Origin of the sequence: Pontibacillus salipaludis (assembly GCF_014642405.1) — a bacterium.
Taxonomy (GTDB): Bacteria; Bacillota; Bacilli; order Bacillales; family BH030062; genus Pontibacillus; species Pontibacillus salipaludis.
This window is the reverse complement of the sequence record NZ_BMIN01000006.1, coordinates 171832-189496: the sequence shown is the minus strand read 5'-3', so window position 1 is coordinate 189496 and position 17665 is coordinate 171832. Positions and strand designations below refer to the sequence as shown.

Below are 17665 nucleotides of genomic sequence, written 5' to 3'. Positions count from 1 at the left end.
GTACATTCATTATTACAATACAAGAAGAATTAAAGCGAGATTAAATGGGAAGAGCCCTGCCAATTATCGCCAACAAACTATAGAAGCAGCTTAAGAATTTGTGTCCAACTTTATGGTTCAAGTTCAACTTCGCCCGAGGAGGCTCGACAGCTCGCCCGCGGAAAGCGAGTCGTTCCCCAGCCACCCCTACCCACTCAACAAACATTTACAGATGTTTATTGTGATATCCCCTTTCGTTTCATCTCACCCCAGCCTTGCTGCTTCCTCACAACCTGAATAAGCCCAAGCATACGCCAGAAAACAGTCAACGGACGATACCAAAACGTCTCCGATAAGGCATAGAAAAACAACCGAACGATATGACTCTCTTTCGGATAACGCCTCAGGCTCCACTCCTCTAAAAGAACAGCCCCCATAGAAAGAATCGAACCGTATAGAAGTGCTAGTAAAAACATAAGGATCGCAACTTGTACGTTAATGAGCCCTGTTAAAACACCTATAGGTACTAGAATATAGCCAAGCAACTCAATTACAGGTCCTATGAGTTCAATGAAGACGAAATAAGGAACAGAAATCATTCCAATGCTTCCATATCGCGGATTAAACAACATGCGCTTATGATGCCAAAGGGATTCGAATAACCCCCGGTGCCACCGGCTTCGCTGTCTTTTTAACATCGTGGTATCCTCAGGTGCCTCTGTCCAGCAAACGGGATCAGGCAAATAAACAATTTGGCTCTTCTCTTTTTCTTCTTTCATTAAACGATGAAGACGGACAACGAGCTCCATATCCTCACCTACCGTTTCCCTCCGGTAGCCGCCAGCGCGTATGACGGATTCTTTATGGAATATGCCAAACGCACCTGATATGATCAGCAACAGGTTGTGGCGACTAAGTCCGATTCTTCCCATAAGGAAGGCCCTCAAATACTCAATCACTTGCATCACGACAAGAGGAGACTTCGATAACCCAATCTCCATCACTTCGCCCCGTTCAATTCGACACCCATTCGCAATTCGTATACTTCCCCCGGCTGCTATAACTTCCCCATCTGATTCAATAATGGGCTTCATGACTTTCAAGAAAGCATCCCGTTCTAATATTGAATCTCCGTCTAATGAGCAGACATATGGGTATCGTGACACGTTAATACCAGCGTTTAACGCATCAGCCTTCCCGCCATTTTCTTTATCAACCATGAATACATTGCTGTGAATAGAAGATTGGTAGATCCCTCGTATCGATTCTGTATCTAGTTGTTTTCGCACGACGCGAGGAATCTTTTTCATATCAAATTTATCAATCATAATATCTACCGTTTGATCTTTAGATCCATCGTTCACAACAATAATTTCATACTCACTATAATTCATACTTAAGAGCGCTCGGACACTATTATATATACCAATTTCTTCGTTATAAGCAGGTACAATAACAGACACAGGCTTCGCATCAATATTATCCAAATAATCTTCATAAGGTTCTTTTTGATTCAGGCCATACTGCTCCCGGAGCTGTCTTGACGAAATAACGAGCATGACGGAATAAAACCCAATGACGACGATCATATAGGCAATAAATAGATAGGTAAATAGCTGAAATAAAACGTGTATCACTGCTCCTATGATTTCCATACAGCCCCCTCACTTTCTAACCACTGATGCGCCATATCCCGGGCATAAGGATCTTCACTCGTTTCATATACATGAGCTAAAATCATATCGCCATCCTGATAAACGGTTAACGCCCCTCCAGCTGCCTGTCGAACAAACCAATTAGCGTCTGACAACAAGTTTACGAGTACAGACTTATACCTTTCCTTCTCGGTCACTTTAGCAATTCTGGCAACCATCATCCGTTCCTGGAAGTAGTCTGAGGTGGCAAGAGCCAGAACAGCGTCATGACGCGACACATAACCGAATGTTTCCATGACCTTTAACAAGCTTATCCGAAGTTCGAAAGAGTCACTTTCAAGGCGCTCCTCTAAAAAAGGAATTCTGCTGTAATCTTTCGTCTCTCCGATCCATTCCACAACAGCCTGTTGCAACGACAGAGGCAGGGAATCACACTGATCAATAAAGCGGTCAGTGTCTGTTTTGGAAAGCCTGCGCAGTACTTCCTTGTACAAAAATTTAGGGTAAGGTTCGTGGGTATCTAAAAGATCATAGATAAGCTCTTCCGAACCGAGCGCGCTAAGTGTGCGCATCAGCTGATAGTGTTCTGCTATATTTTTGTACTTTTTATGTTTATAGCGGTGCCATAACTCTTGCTGAAAGCTTTGCACCTGAAAATCTTCTATTTGATAAAGAGCGTTCATACGTAAACTAAATCGCCGATGGTGAAGCAAGCGTGTATAGTAATCTGTCATCGTCCACTGAGCAAACGAATTCACTCGCATTTTTACAAAAGGATCCTTTAACGTCGCAGTCAGCTCTTCAAGCAGTTCAGACAGAACTTCATAAACGATTCGTTCATTTTGGATAAGTCTTGGATGCCCTTCTTCTCCTGACAAAACTACTTGTTGAACGACCGGTTTTAGTTTCTCTCTATAAGATTCTTTCCTTCTTTCATATCGAATGGTTCTGCTCTTTTGAAAGAGTAGAAACATGAGAAACCCCACAAGTACAAGCGCTAACATAAGGACAAAAAGCGCGACCCAAATGATAGAAAAATTCATCAATGATACGTCCTTCCTAAAATGAATAATGTACATGGCAGTATATGGCGGATCCCCTAAGAACTTTACACACTTCCGCGCTCGACTAGTTCAAACGGATAGATAGCTGAAGTAGGGTTCTTACTACTAACTTTCTCCACAAGGGACATCCCCACTTCATGAAGAGGGAGTTCAATTGTCGTCAGATCAAGCGCTTCTGCAATGGGATGATTATCAAATCCAAGAATCGCAACATCAGCTGGAACACGAATTCCCTGCTTCTCGGCTTCCATCCTGAATCCTGCAGCTACTTGATCACTCGTTATGAGCAACGCCGATGGTCTCTCTTCAAGTGACATGTACTCATTGGCCACGCGCTTCCCATCTTCAATCGTTAAGCAATTGTTAAATACCCAATCCTTCCGATAAGGCTCCTCTATAAATTCCAATTCTTCACAATAAGCCATTTCTCTTAGATTACTATTTGTCCCATTCATTCGTCCAATACAATATCCGATGTGTCGATGACCTTTTTGAATCATATAGCGCATGCCAAATCGGAAAGCTTCATAATGATCAACCGATACACAAGGGATACGGGTATGGTTCGATGATTCACACACCACAATCGGCCCGAACTCTTGGTATTCATCAACCGCTTCCCATCCACTAGCACGAGAAAGGATAAGTAAGCCGTCTACTTGCTTTCGCTTCAACGCTTCTAATGCCTTTCTCTCTTCTTGTTCTTGATAATTGGTCTGATAAAATACAAGGTTGTAATCACGCACAAGCGCCTGGTCTGCAATTCCGTTAAGCAACGTAGAAAAGTAGGAATGGTTAATGAAAGGAACCGCAACACCTATTAACCTCGTTTCCCCTTTAGATAAATGGATTGCATTGATATTTTGGTAATACCCAAGCTCCTCCATCGCCTTCTCTACTGCAAGCCGCTTCTCTTCCGTGACATAAGGATGATCATTCAACACACGCGACACCGTCGTCACCGACACCCCAGCCTGTTTCGCTACATCTCTTATATTCGCCATACCCTCACCTCATCTATATGTAAAAAACCCTTGCTATGAAACGCGTTTCATACCCTATAGTAAATTTAAACCAATCAAAAAGAAAGGAAGATTTACTATGATAATCGGAATTCTAACCCTCACCCTCCTATGTCTATTCGAATGGGGAATCGTTCACTACCTACACAATCAAAACAAAGAACAACCAGAAACCCACTACGAAACAATCTTCTACGACTTCCCCGAAGACTAACACACTAAAGCACTAAAGGGTGCCAGACACCCGTTCACGCTTTAAAGAAGTGAAGGGTGCCTGGCACCCTTTATCACATTACCGCATAGACGCGTGTCTGGCACCCTTTACTGTATTAACGTAAAGAAGGTACCTGTCCGAGTGGGACAGGTACCTTCTGGATTGGTCTATTATTTAGAAATCAAAGTTGTCTGGGTCTGGACCTACGCGGTGGTTTTCGTTAAGTTGTGTGATTTTCACCACTTCTTCGTCTGTTAGTTCAAAGTCGAATACATCGGCATTTTCTTGTATGCGATGTTGTTTCGTAGATTTTGGAATCGTTACGATACCGATTTGAAGATCCCAACGAATGACGATTTGCGCAGCTGTTTTGTTATATTTTTCAGCGAGCTCTTGAATAACAGGCTCTTCTAGAATTTGTCCTTGCATAAGTGGACTCCATGCTTCCACTACAATGTCATGCTTCTCGCAGTAGTCGCGTACTTCTTGTTGAGCAAGCTTCGGATGAAGTTCAACTTGGTTAATGACAGGTGTTACTTCCGCATCCTTCAATAAATCATCTAAATGATGAGGGTGGAAGTTACTTACGCCAATCGCACGGATCTTACCGTCATGATAAAGCTTCTCCATTGCCTTCCAAGACTCTTTATACTTTCCTTCAACAGGCCAGTGAATTAAATATAGATCTAAATATTCAAGACCCAGCTTCTCAAGGCTCGCCTCAAATGCTTGTAATGTTTCCTCATACCCCTGGTCGGAGTTCCAAAGTTTTGACGTTACAAAGATCTCATCACGATTTAAACCTGAATCCTTAAGCGCTTGACCCACGCCTTCTTCGTTTTTGTAAGCCGCAGCTGTATCAATGCTACGGTATCCATGTTCTAATGCCCATTTAACAGAATTAATGACTTCTTGGCCATCTTCTACTTTAAATACGCCTAACCCCAAACGAGGCATGTCTACGCCATTATTTAGCTTGATTGTATCTTGTAAACTGTTCATGATTATTACTCCCCTCGGGTAGTTCTTGAGCTTTTGTGCTCAGCTATTTTAGCGTACCACCATTAGAATAATGATTACAAAAATTTGGACTTGGCATTTGCACATTTGAATGGCGAGCTTGTCGTTTTCTGATGAGGTGGGGGGGGGTTCTGGCCATGCGATCGTGCTTTTTGGCCGTGCTCCCTAACTTTCTTGGCGTGTCTCCTCGCTTTCTGGCCGTGCATCCGCTCTTTCTGGCCGTGCCCCATGGCTTTCTGCCGTGCCCCCTCACTTTCTGGCCGTGCTCCAACGCTTTCCGGCCATGCATCCGCTCTTTCTGGCCGTGCTCCCGCGCTTTCTGGCCGTGCCTCCGCTCTTTTCGGCCGTGCTCCCTAACTTTCTGGCCGTGCGTCCGGGCTTTCTCTCCGTGCGTCCACGCTTTTTAGCCGTGCATCCGTTCTTTCTGGCCGTGCTCCAGCGCTTTCTAGCCGTGCATCCGCTCTTTCCAGCCGTGCTCTACTACTTTCTAGCCGTGAGCCCACAATTGCGCCTCCACACCATTCACAAAAAAAGACCAGCACCCTAAACGGATACTAGTCCTCCACTATTAATAATCAATCCGATCCCGATAAGCTGCGATCAGTTGATCGTTATGGTCGCTTGCTCCTTCAACATTGCCACTCTTGAAAATAGGAGGGGGGTTGCCTCGTCGTTTCATCTCGAGGATGACTCTTGTAAATACGTCATGAATAAGGGCGGCTCCGACCACGGTGGATGAGGGGCCAAAGGGCTGATCAATGTCCTCCGCTTCTAAAATGGCATCCCCAATTGGGACGGCGGTGTCGATAACATCATCTACTACATGCTCTAGGCGTTTCCCGCTCGGATGACGGGAAGGCTGAGTTCCTTGATAAGCTAGGGACTGAAGACCAATCGTTAGAGCGCCGCGGCGTTTCGCTTCTAAAGCAACATCTACCGGAACCGGGTTACGTCCGGACGTAGAAATCACAATGACGACGTCTTCCTTTTGAATATCCAAGTCACCTACAAACGTTTCCCCAAATGACGGATCCCGCTCCTTTTCCGATGCTTGAAGTCCGCCATTGTGAAGCATAAGGGCGTCCACTAGCACAGGTTTGACTGGAACAAGGCCTCCGGCTCGGTAATACGGTTCTTGCGCCAACAAGCTCGAGTGTCCGCTTCCGAAAAGTTGAATAATCCCTCCAAGCTCCAAACGATGGGCAACTGCTTTTGAAATCGTGTGAAGATGATCGGAACGTTTTTCTTGAAGTTCAGTTAAATGTTCTATGAGTTGTGTCAGATACGTCGTGCTCACCGTTCCACCTCTACTTTCTAGTGATGTCACTGCTAAATTTGTAGCGATCTGCACGATAAGCGGATTTCACTACTTCAAAAGGAGTTCCATCTGTTAATACTGAATTCCGCTCGATCACAAGCACTGGTGAAGAGAGTGGAACCTGAAGCAACTCAGCTTCCTGCTGATCCACTATGGTCGCTTCGATTAGCTGTGTTGCTCTTCCAATTTGGTATCCGTGAGTCGCCTCCATGTATTCATAGAGAGAACCTTGCACAATTTCCTGATTCAATCCTGGAACCAATTTTGCCGGAATAAACGTCGTTTCAACGGCCATCGGTTCTTGATCCGCAAAACGGATACGTTGAATTAAAAATAGCTCCTCTTCTTGATTGATCCCAAGCTTCTCAGCCATCTCGGCTTGGGCGGGAACGACGTCAAAATGAAGCAAACGGCTGCTTGGAACCATTCCCCGTGCTTTCATATCTTCCGTGAAGCTCGTCATTCCTTGTAACGTTTGTTCAATCTTTTGCTCGGCCACAAAAGTTCCACGACCCTTTTCCCGATACAAAATGCCGTCATTAACCATATTCGTAATCGACTGACGAACGGTCATCCGACTCACTTCATACGTCTCAGACAATTCTCTCTCAGACGGAATCATATCACCAGGTACAAATTCACCTTGTTGAATTTTTTGCTTCATATGCTCTTCAATCTGGTAGTACATCGGCATCGGGGAACGTTTATCCAGCATGATAACCCCTCCTCTTAATCTTAGATCTTCTGATAGGCAGACAAGTCGACAATCAGCGTCACATCAGGATGGGAATGAAGAGCTGAAGCTGGGAAATCCTCACTCACTTCCTGAGAAAGAAGCCTCCTGATCGCATCCGCTTTCTTCTCACCGCTCGCAATAAGAACGATTCTTTCACTCTTCATAATGGATTGAATCCCCATCGTAATCGCTTGACTCGGCACATCACTCTTCGATTCAAAAAAACGCGCATTGGCCACTCTAGTAGATTCCGCTAACTCCACGACATGCGTTTCACTCGTAAACGAACTTCCAGGCTCATTAAACCCGATATGACCATTATGGCCAATCCCGAGTAGCTGAATGTGAGGCGGCCCAACCTGCTCTATTAACGCTTCATAACGTTCACATTCTTCTTGTAAATTCGGCGCCTGACCATTTGGGATATGAGCTTTTTCTATATCTATATTAACATGTTGGAAAAGCTGTTCCTTCATAAAAGTGTGGTAACTTTGTGGGTGGTCTTTATCAACCCCAACATACTCATCCAGGTTTAAAGCTGTCACATGAGAGAAGTCTAGCTCACCTGCTTTGTAGCGTCGGATTAACTCCTGATACGTCCCTCTAGGCGTTCCACCTGTCGCAAGCCCAAGCACGCTCTCTTCATTCTCTTCCATGCACTGTTGTAACAGATCAGCTGCTTTTTGAGACATTTCTTGATCGTCTTTCGTTACAATGATCTTCATGAAAGTTCCTCTCCTTTACGGTAACTAATAACTCCTCTACAGATCGTCGCCACCACGTTCAGCGCATCATCCATCAGGACAAGATCGGCGTCTTTTCCGACTGCTATGCTTCCTTTTCGGTCAAAAACACCAAGCTGTTTCGCGGCATTCTCAGACGTTATTTGAACCAGTTCGTGCTTCGTCAAATGACTAATGGATTTCATACGCTGGGCCGCTTCTTGAAGGGTTAAGATACTTCCGGCTAATGTCCCGTCTCGAAGCCTGGCCTCTCCGCCTTCTACATGGACATCTTGACCACCAAGATCATACACCCCTTCTGGCAAACATTTAGCACGCATCGCATCCGTAATTAAAATGGTATGATCCGAACCTTTTTGTGCATAGGCAAGACGGACCGCATCAAGGTGAACGTGAATGCCGTCTACGATCATCTCCGTCATCAGCTCATCATGTAACAGCGCTCCACCCACCACTCCAGGCTCCCTGTGGTGAAGACCGCTCATCTGGTTAAATAAATGAGTCACATGCTTCGCTCCATGGGCAACAGCTTCTTTCACTTGATCAAACGTTGCGTTCGAATGCCCAATCGAAGGCACCACACCTTCATCTGACAAATACGTAATAAAATCAAGTGCTCCATCTAGTTCAGGGGCAAGCGTGACAAGCTTAATATGTCCCCCGCTCTTCGTTTGCCATTTCTGGAACAGATCCAATTGCGGCGGCACGATGTGCTCAAGCGGCTGAGCTCCTGCTTTATCTTTTGAAATGAAAGGACCTTCTAAATGGATGCCAAGCATTTCTGCGCTTCCATCTGGCTTCTGTCGGCCAACATAGCGACCTCCATTTTCAACGGCCCGTTCTATTGCATCATGAGACTGCGTCATCGTCGTCCCAAGAAAACTTGTTGTTCCTTCTCTTGGTAGCACGCGACTCATTTCCTCTAACGCTTCTTCCGTTCCGTCCATCACATCACAGCCATTCGCTCCATGAATATGCACATCAATAAAGCCAGGGTAAAGGGTGAGTTGGTGCCCCTGCCCGTCGATCATCACCTCAGCTTCGTCACGCATATCAGTTCCTATCTTTTGAATCTTTCCGTCCTGAATGAAGACGTGACCGGCCTGAACCGTTCCGTCTTCTAAAACCAGTTCCACGTCTTTAATCGCATAAATCTTAGACATATCAGCCCTCCTCATAAGAAAAGGAGAGCCGGGACCCTCCTTTTTCTTGGTTTACTTTTGTATCGTTACGATGTTAGTGGTTTGTGAATCCTGATTCCCCGTCTTATGAAGAGTTAAGGATTCACCATTCAAGTTCGTGAACACAATCGGCGTTACGATAGAAGGCACCTTGTCACGGATTTTATCAAAGTCAACTTTAATCAGAGGCGTCCCTTTCGTCACCGCTTGCCCATCTTCAACAAGAAGCTCGAATCCTTCTCCTTGAAGTTTCACTGTGTCGAGTCCAATATGAATGAGAATCTCAATGCCAGTCTCTGTTTCAAGTCCAATCGCATGTTTTGTCGGGAACACGTTCACAACTTTCCCTTCTACAGGAGATGTAAATGTATCGCCGCTCGGATCAATAGCAAAGCCCTGCCCCATCATTCCTTGAGCAAATACTTCATCCGGAACTTCCCTTAGCTCCATCACACGACCTTCAATCGGCAGCGCAAAATCTTCTCCACCTAACGCTTTTTCGGAGGTCGGATCTTCACACGGAGCTGCTCCATCAACCGTTTCGTCTGGAGATTCTGTATCCCCACGATCCATTCGCTTCCGCATCGCATCGGCAACGAATTCAACGGTTGTTCCTACAATAACCTGAAGATTCTTCTTGCTCATTTTCATGACTCCTCGAGCACCGAGTCGTTTAAGCTTTTTCTCATCAACCTTGTCTTGATCCGTAATCTGCATTCGTAAACGCGTCGTACAGTAATCAAGACTTTCGATATTGTTCATACCACCTAGAGCTTCAATATAATGATAAGCGACCGCATCATAGTCGCCCTTCTCTGTCTGGATTTCGTCTTCCTCCATGTCTTCATCCTCACGCCCAGGCGTCTTGAGATCTAATTTTATAATGAGGAAGTAGAAGATCACGAAGTAAATAGCACCCATGACGATTCCTAAACCAGCTAGTAACAACGGATTCTGAGCTAATGTAAAGTTCAACAGATAATCAATTAAACCTGCCGAGAATCCAAATCCGTGTCGAATATCAAGTAAGTATGCTGCAATCATAGATACACCCGTTAAGAGTGCATGAACGACGTACAGTAAAGGGGATAAGAACATGAAAGAGAATTCAATCGGTTCTGTCACACCTGTTAAGAATGATGTAAATGCAATACTAAAGAGCAAGCCTCCAACTGCGGCTTTACGCTCCTTCTTCGCTGCCACATACATGGCTGCACAAGCTGCCGGTAAACCAAACATCATGACTGGGAAGAATCCAGCTAAGAAATAACCCGCCTCTGGGTCCCCGTTTAAGAAGCGATTAATCTCCCCGTGGAATACCTCACCTGAAGCTGTCGTAAATGTTCCAAAATCAAACCAAATCACTGCGTTCATAACGTGGTGCAAGCCCACAGGAATTAAGAGGCGGTTTAACACTCCATAGATCCCCACACCAGCTGTCCCGGCATTTAAAATCCAGTTTCCTAGCGCATCAAGTCCATCTTGTACAGGCGGCCACACAAACCCTAGCACAAACGCTGTCGCGACCATCACAAGTGACGTAATAATGGGGACAAACCGCTTCCCACCAAAGAAAGCAAGCCAATCCGGAAACTTCACATTGTAATACTTGTTGTACAGCAAACCACCAGCAATACCGGCGATCACACCGCCAAACACTTTCATATCTATATCAGGGTCAATCGACTGAGCTCCCTCTGTTAAAACAAGGTACCCAATCGCACCAGCAAGGGCCGCGCCCCCGCTTCCATCGTGAGATAACCCCATCGCAATTCCTATAGCAAAAATAATAGCAAGGTTCCCTAGAATTCCGTTCCCCGCAGCGGTAATAAACGGAATATCAAGCATATCTTCCTTCCCAAGCCGCACAAGTAACGCAGCAGCCGGAAGGGTCGCAATTGGAAACATCAAAGACTTTCCAATACGTTGCAAAAAGTTGAGCATAAGCTCCCTCCTAAAGATCATAATAACAATGAAAACGCTTTTTATTACGTATAGAATACCACCTAGTTATCTAGTTGTCTATACCAGTAATAGTGTGAGCGAAATCTAACTATAATATGTTCGCGAGTTGTCAGGATGCTTTGGGGGCTTTATGTGACACTTTGGGCATGTGTCCGGACATTTTCGGCGATCGTCTCGACACTTGGCGCTTACGTCCAGACACTTTTGGCGATTTTCCCGCCACTTGGCGCTGACGTCTCGACACTTTTGGCGCTCGTCCCGACACTCAGTGCTGAAGCCCAGACACTTCTAGTGCTTGTCTCGATACTTGGCGCACACATCCAGACACTTTAGACGTTCGTATCGACGCTTCGCGCTGGCATCCTGAAACTAACAACACTCGCAAAACCGCCCACACCACAAGATGCAATAAAAAAAGAAGAGCTATACGCTCTCCTTTTAAATACAATCTATTTTGCTTTTTTCTGCTTCGCATACTGATCCTTAACAAAAACTAACCCAAGCTCATAATGATCATCTTCATACATCGCACGTTTAGCAAAGCGAATTTCCCCCGCTGTATCCCGAACGGCAATTTTGCAATAGGCGAGGTTGGACTGAACAGCATGGTAAAAATCTCGCTCATTCGTAACATGTAACCCATTAACCTTCTCAATCGTTTCCCCTACAATCAAATTCATATCATCCGCAGGAGATCCAGGGATAACACCTAAAATGGGCAGCCCATCATAACGTGGCGTGAAATAAGGGTTTTTCCCGTGATCTCGCCATCTTAATAAAAATGCACTAATCTCTCGTCCAACAGGTGCTACAAGTATAGCAGCCAACGACAGAACCGGATAGTAGAAGCTTGCGACGGCCAAACCAAGCACAACGATTGATAGTACAACCATTGATGCTCGCATCGTTAGAGCTGCATGCCTTGGAGACACACCACGAACCACATGTTCAAATCCTAGTAGAATCGGCGCTAGCATTAAGCCATATGTTTCATCCCCAACAGCAAGCATTGGCCACCACTCTACAAAAGGCTCAATCGCTCCTCCTGGAATTAAGAAGAAAACAGGAAGAAAACCAAGTCGTTTCAAACGATGCTGACCAATTAACTTTCCCCGTCCCCCTTTTACATATTGCGGGAAGGAATCATTATTCTGAAATCGTTGATACATAATCGCTTCAACCATTAATAATACCCCAAGTAATAGCGCTAAAGCTGATAAACTCGTGTCTTCTAAAACACTTACCCATGAGTCAGGAAGGAACGAACCACTAAACTCCGGGATCCATAATAAAAGCACTGCAGTTAGTGCTAACGTATAAGCCGGGGAAATCCAGTAAAACCGAAGAGACAAAGTAAGAAGAATAACAACAGCCGACCACAATAAGACAACAGGATAAGGAAGGGAAAAACCAACTGCTATAGAAACAATCGATACTATAAGTCCAAATAATAAACTTAACCCAATCGTCTTACGCAACTCCGCAAATATATTAAAAATCTTACTCCCAAAATCCCGCCTCTCCCGCTTAATCCGCTTCACAGAAGCCATAAACAAAAGCAACACGGTCCAATAAACAATCGGCTGCAAAAACAACCGCCCAAACCCTCTCCCAAGTTCCAAAAACCAATCAGAAATCATGATGTAAACCTCCTAAAATGAAATGCGCAGGCGGGTGCTTAGGGCCGTACGGATAAGCAAAATGACGGAAGTGGGCTTGTCCCACTGCAGTCAGATTGCTTATCACGCTAGGCCCTACCCGCCGGAGCTGGACAAATCGAAATGCGCAGGCGGGTCGCCCAGGGCCGTACGGATAAGCAAAATGACGGAAGTGGGCTTGCCCCACTGCAGTCAGATTGCTTATCGCGCTAGGCCCTACCCGCCGGAGCTGGACAAACGAAATGCCGAGGCCCGCGCTTAGACACGGCAGTCATAAGTCAAGCAGCGCAGTGAGGCGCTTTTTCCTCACGTAGCTGATTGACTTATGTACCGAGTGTCTGCGGTCCGAAGCTAGACAAATGAAATGCGCAGGCGGGGGAACCATTAGTAGAAGCTCGACTAAAACCGCCACGTTAATCGCCAACGTCGAACGACCCCACGTCGTGTGGGGCCGGATAAGCAAAATGACGGAAGTGGGCTTGTCCCACTGCAGTCAGATTGCTTATCACGCTAGGCCCTACCCGCCGGAGCTGGACAAACGAAATGCTGAGGACAAATTCTCCCCCAACTCTAACATCTATTCATGAAAAAAATCCGTAGCGATATGCTACGGATTTAATTCGATACGAATCGTTAAATTCCTGCTACCTTATTCACTAAACAATACGTTTAGAGCTTTTTTCATCTGGGTGTCGTTCTCTTTGTTTTGGACTTTCTCAATGACTTTAGCCTGAATTTGAGAAGCTGTTTCTTCGTTCACTTCACCCGTTGCTTTAAGGTCATTCGCCTTTTGGAAGGCTTTCACCGCTTGAACGGTTTCTTGACTAAAGTAACCATCTTTACGTCCTGGCTTATAACCAAGTCCTTCTAACATTTTCTGAACGTTAGAGATCTTTTCACTATTTTGATCAAACGCTAGTGGTTCTTCTTTAATTTGAACTGGGTTGGTATAGAAGTAGTCAGGTAAATCTGCTTTAACCGTTGGCTCAATTCCATCTTTATGGATCCAGTTGCCATCAGGAGTAAGCCATTTATAAACGGTTAGCTTCATACTACTGCCATCGCCCATTGGAAGCGGCTGTTGAACAGTACCTTTACCAAACGTTTTATTTCCGACCAGTTCGTAGTCACCCGCTTCTTTCATTGCGCCTGCTAGAATTTCAGATGCAGATGCACTGCCTTCATCAATTAAGACCGTAATAGGATACTCTTTCTTGCCTTCACGTTCTGTGAAGTAACGTTCTTTTTGACCTTCACTGTTCTCTACTTGCACCATAGGCTTATCTTTCGGAATGAAGTTCTTTAATATCTCTTGAACCGATGTGAATAAACCACCTGGGTTTCCTCGAACATCGATGACAAGTCCTTCAATTCCTTTGTCTTCTAGCTCTTTAAGCTGTGTATTAAAATCTTTCGCTGTGTTTTCAGAGAAAGACGTAATTTCAATGACACCTGCTTTTTTGCCGTCCACTTCTTTTACGCTAGAATAGACCGTTTCAATTGGAATCGTGTCACGCACGACATCAATTGTTAATGGTTCTTGAACTCCTGGACGCTCAATTTCTAAGGTAACCGTGGTCCCTTTTTCTCCGCGTATTTTTAGAACGGCATCATATAAATCTAAGCCTTCGATGTTTTCTCCGTCTACACTTAAAATTTGGTCTTTTGGCTTCAGGCCTGCTTTTTCAGCAGGAGAACCTTTAAACGGAGAGACAATCGTTACTTTTCCATCAACCATACTCACTTCTGTTCCGATTCCTTCAAATGAGGAAGAAATAGAATTGTTGAATTGCTCCATCGTTTCTTGATCCATGTACACACTGTATGGATCTTCTAACGTATCAAGCATTCCTTGAATCGCGCCTTCAACTAACTCTTGAGAGTCGATGTCCTGAACATACTTGTCCTGGATTAAAGAATAGGCCCGGTTCACTTTTGATAGCTCACCATTATTATCTTCTTTCAATCCATCGAGGATATCCCCGAGCGACTCCTTTGAACCTTGATTTTCGTCTGTAGAAGCCTGACTCTCGCTGTTTGTCACCTCGCTCTTAGCCTGTCCTTCACCAGGCTCAACGAGTTGGACGCCTGCATACGTTATGATGGCCCCTATCACCATAGAAGCAACGAGCAAGACGGCCAGATACCGTTTTCTTAGGTTCATACCTTTTCACCTCGAATAAATCGATTTTCGCACCGAAAATGTTACACAAATGGGCATCACACCGCCTTGTGAGATGCCTTATATTTCTACTATATGCCAGAAACAAACCCGACATGTCCACGATAAAAAAAGAAAAGCTTTCTCCTAATTCCTTACCTACTAGTGTACACCATTTTTTGGAGCCACAAAAGATGTAACCTAAATATAATATGAATGATACACCTTTTACATAATGGCTCTGTTAAAGTTTGCTGTTGTTATTCTTTATAACAATCTTGTTCAAGAATAGGTCAGGATTGTTGAAGGCTCGAAGCTGAGACGCTTTATTGTGAGTTGGGAGGTTACGTTTATTGAGTGGGTGGGGTGTCTGGGGAACGCGAGTGATTTCCCGAACCACCTCATTCTCAATTTGGGAAAACGGAGGCATTCTCTCAACTTCGAGTCTTCCATATAAGGGGGCTTATATGGAACACAATCAACACTAAACATTAACAGAGCCTACATAATAGGACCGACATTCCTATAAAGGTGAATGTCGGTCCTTACGTCTTAATTATTTTCTGTCCATTCCAAGATGCCGTTTAAGTCCTCATAAATCTTATCTGGTTCTAGGTTAAGCTCTTCGACTGGTAAACGGTTGCGATTAATCCAAGCGGTTTGGAAACCGAAGTTTTTCGCACCTGAAATATCCCACCCATTAGAAGACATGAAAAGGACTTCTTCTCGCTTCACGCCAAGTTGATCTAAAGCATACAAGTATGAATCCTGAGAAGGCTTAAACTGTTTAATTCCATCTACACTTAATACATCATCAATATAATCCGTTAAGCCTGCATGTTCAAGTAGAGGAGTAAGCGTTTCAGGGGTGCCGTTTGAGAAAACTACGCGCTCATAGTTCTCAAGTTTTCCAAGCACCTCTTCCACCTCTTCATAATGATCTAGATGCAAGTAGGCATCCATAAGTGCGTCGCTTTGTTCTTGCGTGATCTCCTCACCATGTTTCTTCACCGCATAATGAAGAGCATTCATCGTAACAACAGGAAATCGGCGATATTTACCCATGACCTGATATAAGAAGAAATATTCAAGCTGCTTCTGCCTCCAGGACTGACTTATTGCTTCACCTTTTTCCGGGAAAAATTCTTCACATTTCTCCTTCACGGTATGTACGTCAAAGAGGGTGCCGTATACATCAAATATAAAAGCTTTAATCGGTGTCGTCATTGTGGCTTCATCCTTTCTGGTGCTAGTGTTAGACGTTCCTGTTTATAAGTATTGGATTATCTCGCGCCTTGTAATCTCTCCAATAAAAGTCTCCTCCCACTCATTACCCTTTACCTGAACCTCATAACCTTTTCGTAATGTTTTACAAACCTTTGATAGAAGATTTATAAAGCTAGCTTTAGGATTAGGAAACTGGATTATATATAGCCATATAAAAATAAGAGCCACACCTCGTGAGGTGTAGCTCTTACTTGAACTTTTTGTTTAATTAAAAGTTAATGTAGCTTGATGGATTTACAGCATTGGTCTTCGAAGCGTTCCATGGACCAACGTGGAGTTCAAAGTGTAGGTGTTTCCCGGTTGAGTACCCAGTGTTCCCCATTTCACCAAGAACTTGACCTTGTTGAACAGATTGTCCACTTGAAACGGTACGGTTTTGCATGTGTGCATATACCGTTGTGTAAACCTGTCCTCCTTTTAAGTGCGAAAGGAATACAACGTTTCCGTAACTTGAAGAATAGTAGGATTTAATAACCGTCCCTGAAGCTACTGCTTTAATTGGGTTTGAAGCTCCTGCGCTACCTAAGTCAATACCAGGGTGTTGGGTTCCCCAACGCGGACCGAAAGTAGATGTAACAGGTCCAGCTGCCGGGCGAATAAATCCGCTTGTACTTGGAGCAGATGGTGCCGGTGCTGGGCTCACATTGTTACTGCTGCTTGATGAGCTGCCAGAGCTACTTGAGTTATTGCTAGAAGAGTTGTTGCTTTGTGCTTCACGTTCTGCTTTTTGTTCTGCTTCTCTCTTCTTCTTTGCTGCAAGTGCTGCCGCTGCTTCACGCTCTTCTGCTTCTTGCTTAGACTGTTGAGTGCGTTGGCGTTCAGCTTTAATCGCTGCTGCTTGGCCTTGAAGGATTTCAGCTTGCTCTGAGAATTCCATTTTCTTATCGTGAAGCTCTTGTTCTTTTTGCTCTAAACTTTCCATTAGCTCACGCTTTTGTGATAACTGCTCGTCTAGCTGAGCTTTAAGAGATTCTAACTGCTTCTTCTGATCTTCTAAGTTGGACTTCTTCGTTTCAAGCTGCTTCTTCTTGTCTTCTACTTCGACTTTCTTTTCTTCTAAAGCCTTTTTCTCAGACTGATGCGTATCTAAGATCTTTTGGTCCTGGCCCATGATCTTATTTACAGCTGATGTTCGATTTAAGAAATCACCGAAGTCTTTTGATTCCATAATCACTTCTAAATAACTGATGTCTCCACCATTTTTTTGAAGGGTACGAAGGCGATCTTTTAAAAGCTGCTCACGTTGTGCAATGCTTGCAATTAATTCTTTAATCTCTTTTTTAAGCTGTTTAATTTCTTTTTCAGTTTGTTCGATTTCGTTATTTGTTTTAGAGATTTGTTCTTCTTTTGAGCTAATGTCACTTGCCGTATTAGAAACTTTTTGGTCAAGATCTTTCATTTGTGCATCGATTTTTTCTTGTTTCTCAATATTTTCACTAAGCTCGGATTCTGTTTCATCTTTATTTTCAAGCGCGTTTGCTCGTTCTTTATCTAACTCATCTTGCTTCTTTTTCAACTCATTGATTTCTTGTTGTAATTCTGCAGAAGATTTCGCCATCACTTTCTCAGCAGAACCTGCAAACGTTCCTGCTAATAAAAGTGCAAAGATCGAAAACATGCTTACTATCTTTCTCATATTCCGCCTTTCCCCTTCCCTGTCTA

Annotated in this window: 15 protein-coding genes; 2 read left to right on the top strand and 13 right to left on the bottom strand. The window is 44.3% G+C overall.

Going from position 1 to position 17665, the window contains the following annotated elements:
- The first annotated feature begins 4 nt into the window (after nucleotides 1-4).
- Nucleotides 5-94 (top strand): IS3 family transposase, encoded by a 90-nt coding sequence (locus IEW76_RS21075; protein ID WP_373285970.1) that lies wholly within the window; start codon nucleotides 5-7, stop codon nucleotides 92-94.
- 121 nt (nucleotides 95-215) lie between these two features.
- Here IEW76_RS21075 and IEW76_RS09045 read toward each other — a convergent pair whose 3' ends face one another.
- The 3 genes from IEW76_RS09045 to IEW76_RS09035 form a co-directional block, all read right to left on the bottom strand.
- A complete protein-coding gene (locus IEW76_RS09045) occupies nucleotides 216-1634 on the bottom strand; it encodes a glycosyltransferase family 2 protein (RefSeq protein ID WP_188653011.1) in 1419 nt (472 codons plus the stop codon).
- Nucleotides 1622-2677: a HEAT repeat domain-containing protein gene (locus IEW76_RS09040; protein ID WP_188653009.1), complete on the bottom strand. Its 1056-nt coding sequence runs from the start codon at nucleotides 2675-2677 to the stop codon at nucleotides 1622-1624. The genes IEW76_RS09045 and IEW76_RS09040 overlap by 13 nt, the downstream gene beginning before the upstream one ends.
- Nucleotides 2678-2742: 65 nt before the next feature.
- Nucleotides 2743-3702, bottom strand: coding sequence for a LacI family DNA-binding transcriptional regulator (locus IEW76_RS09035; protein ID WP_188653007.1), 960 nt, complete (start codon nucleotides 3700-3702; stop codon nucleotides 2743-2745).
- A gap of 97 nt (nucleotides 3703-3799) precedes the next feature.
- Here IEW76_RS09035 and IEW76_RS20970 point away from each other — a divergent pair, with 97 nt between their 5' ends.
- Nucleotides 3800-3934: a hypothetical protein gene (locus IEW76_RS20970; protein ID WP_268235058.1), complete on the top strand. Its 135-nt coding sequence runs from the start codon at nucleotides 3800-3802 to the stop codon at nucleotides 3932-3934.
- Between the two features lie 174 nt (nucleotides 3935-4108).
- Here IEW76_RS20970 and IEW76_RS09030 read toward each other — a convergent pair whose 3' ends face one another.
- The 10 genes from IEW76_RS09030 to IEW76_RS08985 form a co-directional block, all read right to left on the bottom strand.
- Nucleotides 4109-4942, bottom strand: a complete 834-nt coding sequence (locus IEW76_RS09030) for an aldo/keto reductase (protein WP_373285969.1) — start codon at nucleotides 4940-4942, stop codon at nucleotides 4109-4111.
- Nucleotides 4943-5522: 580 nt separating this feature from the next.
- Nucleotides 5523-6251 (bottom strand): sugar isomerase domain-containing protein, encoded by a 729-nt coding sequence (locus IEW76_RS09025; RefSeq protein WP_188653005.1) that lies wholly within the window; start codon nucleotides 6249-6251, stop codon nucleotides 5523-5525.
- A 10-nt stretch (nucleotides 6252-6261) separates the two neighbouring features.
- A complete protein-coding gene (gene phnF / locus IEW76_RS09020) occupies nucleotides 6262-6987 on the bottom strand; it encodes a phosphonate metabolism transcriptional regulator PhnF (RefSeq protein WP_188653003.1) in 726 nt (241 codons plus the stop codon).
- A 20-nt stretch (nucleotides 6988-7007) separates the two neighbouring features.
- Nucleotides 7008-7733: a glucosamine-6-phosphate deaminase gene (nagB, locus tag IEW76_RS09015; protein ID WP_188653001.1), complete on the bottom strand. Its 726-nt coding sequence runs from the start codon at nucleotides 7731-7733 to the stop codon at nucleotides 7008-7010.
- Nucleotides 7730-8914, bottom strand: coding sequence for an N-acetylglucosamine-6-phosphate deacetylase (gene nagA, locus IEW76_RS09010; RefSeq protein WP_188652999.1), 1185 nt, complete (start codon nucleotides 8912-8914; stop codon nucleotides 7730-7732). Before nagA ends, nagB begins: the two co-directional genes overlap by 4 nt.
- 51 nt (nucleotides 8915-8965) lie before the next feature.
- Nucleotides 8966-10876 carry an N-acetylglucosamine-specific PTS transporter subunit IIBC gene (gene nagE, locus IEW76_RS09005; protein WP_188652997.1) on the bottom strand — a complete coding sequence of 637 codons (1911 nt, stop codon included), beginning with the start codon at nucleotides 10874-10876 and terminating at the stop codon, nucleotides 8966-8968.
- A gap of 470 nt (nucleotides 10877-11346) precedes the next feature.
- A complete protein-coding gene (locus IEW76_RS09000) occupies nucleotides 11347-12537 on the bottom strand; it encodes a PDZ domain-containing protein (protein ID WP_188652995.1) in 1191 nt (396 codons plus the stop codon).
- Nucleotides 12538-13204: 667 nt separating this feature from the next.
- Nucleotides 13205-14719, bottom strand: coding sequence for a S41 family peptidase (locus tag IEW76_RS08995; RefSeq protein ID WP_188652993.1), 1515 nt, complete (start codon nucleotides 14717-14719; stop codon nucleotides 13205-13207).
- A gap of 549 nt (nucleotides 14720-15268) precedes the next feature.
- Nucleotides 15269-15943 (bottom strand): haloacid dehalogenase type II, encoded by a 675-nt coding sequence (locus IEW76_RS08990; protein ID WP_188652991.1) that lies wholly within the window; start codon nucleotides 15941-15943, stop codon nucleotides 15269-15271.
- Nucleotides 15944-16211: 268 nt separating this feature from the next.
- Nucleotides 16212-17639, bottom strand: coding sequence for a murein hydrolase activator EnvC family protein (locus tag IEW76_RS08985; protein WP_188652988.1), 1428 nt, complete (start codon nucleotides 17637-17639; stop codon nucleotides 16212-16214).
- Between the last annotated feature and the right edge of the window lie 26 nt (nucleotides 17640-17665).

What these genes read in the sequence shown, in the direction of transcription:
- IEW76_RS08990 (WP_188652991.1), bottom strand. Translation starts at nt 15,943, where the DNA reads ATGACGACACCGATTAAAGCTTTTATATTTGATGTATACGGCACCCTC.
- nagA (WP_188652999.1), bottom strand. Translation starts at nt 8,914, where the DNA reads ATGTCTAAGATTTATGCGATTAAAGACGTGGAACTGGTTTTAGAAGAC.
- nagE (WP_188652997.1), bottom strand. Translation starts at nt 10,876, where the DNA reads ATGCTCAACTTTTTGCAACGTATTGGAAAGTCTTTGATGTTTCCAATT.
- IEW76_RS09040 (WP_188653009.1), bottom strand. Translation starts at nt 2,677, where the DNA reads ATGAATTTTTCTATCATTTGGGTCGCGCTTTTTGTCCTTATGTTAGCG.
- phnF (WP_188653003.1), bottom strand. Translation starts at nt 6,987, where the DNA reads ATGCTGGATAAACGTTCCCCGATGCCGATGTACTACCAGATTGAAGAG.
- IEW76_RS20970 (WP_268235058.1), top strand. Translation starts at nt 3,800, where the DNA reads ATGATAATCGGAATTCTAACCCTCACCCTCCTATGTCTATTCGAATGG.
- IEW76_RS08995 (WP_188652993.1), bottom strand. Translation starts at nt 14,719, where the DNA reads ATGAACCTAAGAAAACGGTATCTGGCCGTCTTGCTCGTTGCTTCTATG.
- IEW76_RS08985 (WP_188652988.1), bottom strand. Translation starts at nt 17,639, where the DNA reads ATGAGAAAGATAGTAAGCATGTTTTCGATCTTTGCACTTTTATTAGCA.
- nagB (WP_188653001.1), bottom strand. Translation starts at nt 7,733, where the DNA reads ATGAAGATCATTGTAACGAAAGACGATCAAGAAATGTCTCAAAAAGCA.
- IEW76_RS09045 (WP_188653011.1), bottom strand. Translation starts at nt 1,634, where the DNA reads ATGGAAATCATAGGAGCAGTGATACACGTTTTATTTCAGCTATTTACC.
- IEW76_RS09035 (WP_188653007.1), bottom strand. Translation starts at nt 3,702, where the DNA reads ATGGCGAATATAAGAGATGTAGCGAAACAGGCTGGGGTGTCGGTGACG.
- IEW76_RS09000 (WP_188652995.1), bottom strand. Translation starts at nt 12,537, where the DNA reads ATGATTTCTGATTGGTTTTTGGAACTTGGGAGAGGGTTTGGGCGGTTG.